This window comes from Allobosea sp. P1_A7, assembly GCF_056406775.1.
Genome location: NZ_JBFTZN010000390.1, coordinates 1 through 3,871, shown reverse-complemented (window position 1 = coordinate 3,871; position 3,871 = coordinate 1). Strand labels below are relative to the sequence as shown.

Annotated in this window: 2 protein-coding genes; both read right to left on the bottom strand. The window is 68.7% G+C overall.

All coding sequences use genetic code 11. The annotated features are described in order from the left end of the window. Positions 1–1,126, bottom strand: a 1,126-nt coding sequence (locus AC1D34_RS34840) for an HlyD family type I secretion periplasmic adaptor subunit (protein ID WP_476826696.1), incomplete at its 3' end; no start/stop codon positions are given. 57 nt (positions 1,127–1,183) lie between these two features. Continuing rightward, positions 1,184–3,871: cadherin-like domain-containing protein (locus AC1D34_RS34835; protein ID WP_476826695.1), on the bottom strand; the 2,688-nt coding region annotated here is incomplete at its 5' end.

Here is a 3,871-nt window from a genome sequence, read left to right as displayed (position 1 = left end):
CGCGGGTGGTCGCCGGGGAGAGATGGCTGACGGTGCCCGGCAGCTCCGGGGTCGAATTCTTGGCGAAGGCGGAGAAGCGCAGGCGGGCGGGCTGGCCCGGCCTGACCTGGTCGATATCGGTCGGCGCGATCCTGACCTCGACGGTGAGCTTGGCCTCGCCCGGCACGATGGTGGCGAGACGGGCGGCCGGGGTGATGACGCCGCCGACGGTGAAGACGGTCAACTCGTTGACGATGCCGGCGATCGGGGCGCGGATCTCGGAGCGTGAGAGCCGGTCCTCACTGGCGAGACGCCGGTCGCTGAGCTCGGAGACCTTGGCCTCGACCTGGCGCAGCTCGCGCTGGGCCTCGGTGCGGGCGGTCTCGTCGACGGCGATGATCTGGAGGCGGGCGTCGCTGACGCGCAGCCGGGCGCGGGCGATCGAGGCTTCGATCTCGCCGCGCTCGCCGAGCAGGCGGGCCCATTCGCGGTTGATGTTGTAGACCTTCGTGCCGTCGATGAAGCCCTTCTGGAACAGGCCGAGATATTTGTTGCGCTCGAGCTCGACCAGGCGCAGCTCCTCGACCTTGGCGACCTGGCGCGCCTCGAGGCCCTTCACCTCCTCACCGGACTGGACGATGCTGATCTCGAGCTGTTCCTTGCGGCTTTCGCGATTGGTGCGGTTGCCGTCGAACAACCGGGTCTCGCCCTGGATGATCTGGCTGGCCTCGTCGGAGAATCGGGCAAACTCGGCCGGGAAGGTGATCGCGGCAAGGTTGTCGCGCTCGGCGATCAGGCGGGCCTTGCGGCCGAGATTTTCGCCGAGCTGCGAGCGGATGATCGAGAGCTCGGCCTTGGTCTGGACATCGTCGAGCCAGAACAGGGTCTGGCCTGCCTCGACCCGGTCGCCCTGTCGCACCCCGATCGCCTGGACGACGCCGCCGTCGCGGTGCTGCACCTCCTTGAGGTTCTGATCGACCTTGACCGAGCCCTGGGCGATCACGGCGCCGTTGAGATGGGCGCTGGCGGCCCAGCCGCCGCAGCCGACGACCAAGAGCAGGGCAAGCGCGGTACCGGCAAGCATATGCCGGCCGAGCCCGAAGTTCGGCTCGTGATCCCCCTGCGATGCGATACTGCGCCTGGTCATGCTGGTCTCTCCCGTCCGCCCGCCCGGGATGCGTGGCCCTGCGGCCCCGCGCCGAGGTCAGTAATAGTAAAGCCTGTGACTGCCCTGGATCTCGATCGAGTAGTCCTTCTCGTCGTTCTGCTCGAGAAAGACATCGACATAGGTGCGGTCGTCGTCCCCGATCTTCTCGATGCGGAAGTGGAAGGGCCGGCCGGCAGCGTCGGCCTCGTCGCCATAGGCCGTGGCGAACGGATCTGCTCCGTCCGCAGCGGCATTGGCGGCGGGGTCGTCATCCGTGCCGATCTGGTACTGCTTGACGACGATGCGGTCGCCGGCCTCGAGATCGAGGATCCGGTGGATCAGGTCGCGATCGTCCGCGTCATAGGGCACGTCGAAGGAGAAGCAGTCGTCGCCGGCACCGCCGGTCAGCGTCACCGCATCAGCGCCGATGGTGAAGTGGTCGTTGCCGCTGCCGCCGATCACCGCCTCGATGCTGGAGAAGCTGTCCTCGCCGATCTCGACGCTGACCGCCTTGCCCTCGACCAGATTGATGTCGATGCATTGCGTCGCCTGGGAGTAATCCAGCGTGTCGCTGCCGTTGCCGCCATCATAGCAATCGGCCGCGGCATCGAGCGTGCCGATGATCACGTCGTTGCCGGCGCCGGCCTTGACGAGATCCTCGCCGGTACCGCCATCGAGCGTATCGTCGCCAGCATCTCCGGCGATCTGGTCGTTACCAGCTCCGCCCATGACCACGTCGTCGCCGTCATCGCCCTCGAGCCGATCGTTGCCCGCCCCGCCATCGATGACATCATCGCCCGCGTCACCCTCGATCCGGTCGTCACCAGCCTCGCCGAACAGCCGGTCATTGCCGGCATTGCCCTCGACCCGGTCGTCGCCGGCGCCGGCGAAGACGATGTCGTCATCCGCGTCGCCCTCGATCCGGTCGCGCCCATCGCCGCCGAAGACGATGTCGTCACCGGTCCCGCCATGGATCTGGTCGTCACCGGCGCCGCCCGCGAGATGATCGTCGCCGGAACCGCCGTCGAGCACATCGTCACCGTCGTCGCCGGAGAGCGTGTCGTCGCCATCCTCGCCGAACAGCCGGTCATCGCCGCCACCGCCGGCCGCTGCATCGTCGCCCGCGCCGAGCTGGGCCGTGTCCTGGCCGGCGCCGAACTGGACGATGTCGACATGAGCGCCACCGGTCACAACATTGTTGCCGTTGCCGGTGCGGACGCTGTTGGTGCCATCGCCGGTGAAGATCGTGTTGTCGCCTTCGCCGCCGTCGATCCAGTCGTCGCCGGCGCCGCCGTCGAGGATGTCGTCGCCGTCCTCGCCATAGACCTGGTCATTGCCGGCGCCGCCCATGACGTGATCGTCGCCGGCATCGCCATGAACTTCGTCATTGCCGGCGCCGCCATCGACGGTGTCGTCGTCCTCGTCGCCATGGATGACGTCGTTGCCGGCATCCCCCGCGATCTGGTCGTTGCCCTCGCCGCCAGAGATCTGGTCGTTGCCGTCCCCGCCGGAGAGCTGGTCGTTGCCCTTGCCGCCGATGATGATGTCATTGCCGGCGTCGCCATAGATGATGTCGTCGCCATCCTCGCCGAAGAGCTTGTCGTCGCCGTCGCCGCCATAGATCGTGTCGTTGCCCTCGCCGCCATAGACGATGTCGTTGCCGCGGCCGGCATAGATCAGGTCATGGCCGGCGCCGCCGCGGATGAAATCGTTGCCGGCGCCGCCATGCAGGATGTCGGAGCCGCCGCGGCCGTCGATCACGTCATTGCCGTCGCGCCCGTCGATCAGGTCGGCGCATTCCGTCCCGGTCAGGCTGTCATCGCCGGCCGTGCCGTTGATCTCGGTGAACTCGACGACGCTGAAGAGCGCGGTCTGGGCGACCGCGACGGTCTCGTCGCTGACCTCATAGCTCAGCGTCACCGGGCCAAAATAGCCGGGCGTCGGGCTGAACTCCCAGCCACCCTCGACCGCGGTCAGCGTGCCGCTGGAGACGGTGAGATTGCGGATCGACAGCACATCGCCATCGGGGTCGCGTGCCCCTGCGAGCAGGCCGATCGCGGTGATCAGCAGGGTCTCGCAGCGCCCGATGCTGCGCAGGTTGACGACGCCGGCAAGCAGCGGGGCGCGGTTGCTGCGCGGGCTCCCGGGGCCACCCGGACCGCCGGGATTCTCGCCACCGGGTCCGCCAGGGTTCTCGCCGCCCGGGCCGGAATGGCCGCCCGGGCCGGGGTGGTGGCCACCCGAGCCGCCGCCGGCCGAGGCGATCCCCTCGAAGTCATGGCCACCGCCAGAGCCGGCACTGCCGGAGAGGCCGCCGCCATGGCCGAGCGTCAGGTTGTCATTGCTGGCCGGATCGCCGAAGACATCCTCGAGCTTGGCCGGCGAGAAGCGGCGCAGCGGCAGTTGCTCATAGTCGATCGGCGGGGAATCGATGCCGAGGAAGGCGGCAAGCCCGGCCGTGCCGACAGCCTGGCCGCCGGAGCCGAGCGCCGGGTCGTCCTCGGGCCCTTTCTTGATTGCTCCGGTCTCGTCCTCGGCCTCCTTGTCCGCCTCCTCGGCCTGCGCCTGCCTCGAGGGGCCTCCCCCAGCCGCATCCTCGCCCGGGGTCTCAGTGGGCGGACCGAGATCGGACTTGGCGTGGCTGGGGAAGAGGCTCTTGACGTAGATCGCGACCGCGGTCAGCGCGAGCACGACCAGCGCCGGCCAGCGCGACGACGGCGCCGCGTCCTCGTCGGTGATCTTGCG